The 2,606-nt window shown below is 58.1% G+C and carries 6 protein-coding genes; 1 reads left to right on the forward strand and 5 read right to left on the reverse strand.

Features of this window, described 5'->3' with window-relative positions; translation table 11 throughout:
* Positions 1–171: 171 nt before the first annotated feature.
* Positions 172–456 carry a hypothetical protein gene (locus CKO40_RS23530; RefSeq protein WP_200348890.1) on the reverse strand — a complete coding sequence of 95 codons (285 nt, stop codon included), beginning with the start codon at positions 454–456 and terminating at the stop codon, positions 172–174.
* 76 nt (positions 457–532) lie between these two features.
* Between CKO40_RS23530 and CKO40_RS23535 the strand changes: the two genes are divergently transcribed.
* Entirely contained in the window at positions 533–889 is a 357-nt protein-coding gene (locus CKO40_RS23535; protein ID WP_200348891.1) for a hypothetical protein, read from the forward strand.
* Between the two features lie 67 nt (positions 890–956).
* On the opposite strand, the gene CKO40_RS23540 is transcribed toward CKO40_RS23535, so the two are convergent.
* The 4 genes from CKO40_RS23540 to CKO40_RS23555 all read right to left on the reverse strand — a co-directional run bounded on the left by CKO40_RS23540 (position 957) and on the right by CKO40_RS23555 (position 2,464).
* On the reverse strand, positions 957–1,757 hold the full coding sequence (locus CKO40_RS23540) for an IS701 family transposase (protein ID WP_200348892.1): 801 nt from the start codon (positions 1,755–1,757) through the stop codon (positions 957–959).
* Between the two features lie 115 nt (positions 1,758–1,872).
* A complete protein-coding gene (locus CKO40_RS23545; RefSeq protein ID WP_200348893.1) occupies positions 1,873–2,088 on the reverse strand; it encodes a DUF2283 domain-containing protein in 216 nt (71 codons plus the stop codon).
* Positions 2,085–2,327, reverse strand: a complete 243-nt coding sequence (locus CKO40_RS23550) for a hypothetical protein (RefSeq protein WP_200348894.1) — start codon at positions 2,325–2,327, stop codon at positions 2,085–2,087. The genes CKO40_RS23545 and CKO40_RS23550 overlap by 4 nt, the downstream gene beginning before the upstream one ends.
* Before the next feature lie 26 nt (positions 2,328–2,353).
* Complete coding sequence (locus CKO40_RS23555; RefSeq protein ID WP_338074259.1) at positions 2,354–2,464, reverse strand: hypothetical protein; 111 nt, start codon at positions 2,462–2,464, stop codon at positions 2,354–2,356.
* Positions 2,465–2,606: the final 142 nt, after the last annotated feature.

Raw genomic sequence — 2,606 nt, forward strand, 5'->3', positions numbered from 1 at the left:
TCGGAAGGTGTGATTGCGCAGCCCCGATGCTTTCCATGCGGCTTAACGAGCCAATTTTGGCTTAAAAGGCCACCTTGACAGTGTGGCCGAACACGCGCGCATCGTCTTCGAGGGTCGAAAGCTTCGGAGAATTCTTAGTACTACTTTGTTAGATTCATTCTGAGCCCTGACTCAACCCGTATCATTCGCGTTGTCAGGATCATGTTCTTTGTCATATCGCTCAATGTCTTTACGTCGTTGTTCATGCCGGATGTTCATCGATGCGAGGCGGCGATCAACGGCATCAGGATCATTGAGGAGCATGGCGATGATCAGCAGACGGATGTCGCGCGCACTCAACAGGGGGGCGGACCCTTTTTGCTGGATACGCTCTTTCACCAGGAACGACAAGGACAGCATGACCAGCGCCATATGATGGTGCCACGCCGTCGACTTTCTGACCTGATAGTCGGACATCCCGAGCTCGCTTTTGGCTTCCTGAAAGGCGCGCTCGACCTAATAGCGCTGCGCCTGGCGATAGGCAAACCGCTCCATGGGGGTGGTGATGGCATCGTCGTTGCTCAACGAGTATTTGAGGGCGTTGTCCGTGAGCCGGCGACTGATCAACCAGGGTGCGCTGGGTTGGGGCCTCGGCCTCGCCGTCCCAGAGCCAGACGCGCCGCACATGCATCTCCAGCTTGAGCGGGCCTTTGGTGCCATCGCGCACGGTAACGCTCTGCCACTGGCAGGGCAGCAGTTGTTGGGCGTAGGCATCGACGCGCAACGCCTCGAGGTTGGCGCGCCGTTTCGTGGGCGCCGCACCGCGTGTCGAGGTGCGCTCCGGTACCCGCAACTGGGGCTCAAAGGGGTCAATCGGCTGATCGCAGTGGACATCGAGCAGGAAGCTTAGGCGATTTCTGTCAAAGCACATACCGCCTTGCTGGTCTTTTCGCTCGCCTTCTTCGTCGCGCCGCCGGTCACATAGCCCGGCTATGCTCCCGGCGACGCTCCTCGAAGGCAAACGAACATCCTGCGCAATTCGGTACGAGCTTTTCCGGCAATCGCCTTAACCCCAGCTCGTCCAGCGCCTGGCCGAGTTCCAGTCCATGACCGTAGAGTCCATCTCCCCCGACCCAGTCAAACTCGACGCCCGCCTCAAGATCGGCTTGCACCATCTCCCGGGCGAGCTCGAGTTTGGTCTTGAAGCGGCGTTGATCGGTCGGAATGCCGCCCTTCTCGCACCGGGCAGGGTCCTCGGTCCAGGTCTCGGGCAGATACAGCCGGGCGTTGATCAGGGTACTGTGGGTGTTCCACACCAAGCTGGCATAAACGCCGACCTGGCAGTTCTCGACCTTGCCGCTGACACCGGCATATTGGCGGGCCACGCCGACGGACTGCTTGCCATTCTTCAGATGCGCCGATTCATCGAGGATAGAGCCGACGTCCCGGCGCTGATAGGTCGGTTGGCTGGCGTAGAATTCAGAGGTCTTCACCGCAAGATCACTGATCAACGCACTGGCCGACCAAGGGGAGTCGGAAATGAACTGCTGCAGGCGCTGTTGGCCATCACCCGATAAATCCAACTCTTCGTTCATCCGTTCCATGTTGCGCCACTTCGCTTCAGTCTTAAACAGACCCCGGATATACGCCTCGCTGAGATCATGGTGATCTGCCGTCGCTACCTGAAAGTGGTGGTGGTATTCTTCAATGTGAAAGGCGAGATTGTTCTTCAGTGAGCGCAAGGGGTCTTGCCGCGCAAGGCTTTTGCAAATGGCCATCAACTATCCAGATTTTATTCCGCACGCACAACTCGAAAAATAATAACAATATCAAGCGCATAGCGCAAGGTAACAAAGTAGTATTATGCGCCGACCCTGGGTTTCATTCAGCGCCTCATGCCGCCTCAAGCTGCATCAGCGGCAGTCGGTTGACTGAGAGCTTGGCCAGGTCGGCCTGGCGGCTGGCATGTTGAATATCGATGCCAATGAGGGCACCGTCGGCGTCGTAATCCAGCACCACGCCGTTAGCAATTTCGTCGGAATCGACAGAGGCCCGCTCGCTCAGATGAATGTAGAGTGAATCCGTCGCTGCGTCATAGTTGAGCTTCATGGCCGAAATCTCCGATCAGGAAAAGCGTTGTGGATCGTCTGACCATCCGCCAGGGTCACCACCCGCAGATAACGCTGTAACGCCTCGACCCAAATCCAGTGCCGAATACGTCCATCGTCCGCCTGCACTTCGCGGCGGATGGGATTGCGGACAGCCGCTTCGCACCATTCGCGCTGGATGTATGGCCGCTTGGCCAGGACATCGTCGCGAAAATAATCCGTGATGGGCAGTGCTGACATTGAGGATTCAATCAGCTGTCACCTTGCTAGTGGATGCGAAGCCCAGGCACCGCAGTGACAAGTCGGGGGCCGCGCTCGGCGAGATCGGCCAACCGCGCCTTGACCTCCTCGGCAATATTCCAAGGCAAGATCAGCACCTCATCCGGTGAATGTCAAGGCTTCGCGCACGGCTGCTGCGTCGGCCCTTGAGCGCGGCCTTGAGGCTGGCGTTGAACGGGAAGCACACCCGCGTGATTTTGCAAAATCCAGACGATTGTCGCACGCTGATCGATGCGGGCG

This window comes from Halochromatium glycolicum (genome assembly GCF_016584085.1).
Classification (GTDB): Bacteria; Pseudomonadota; Gammaproteobacteria; order Chromatiales; family Chromatiaceae; genus Lamprobacter; species Lamprobacter glycolicus.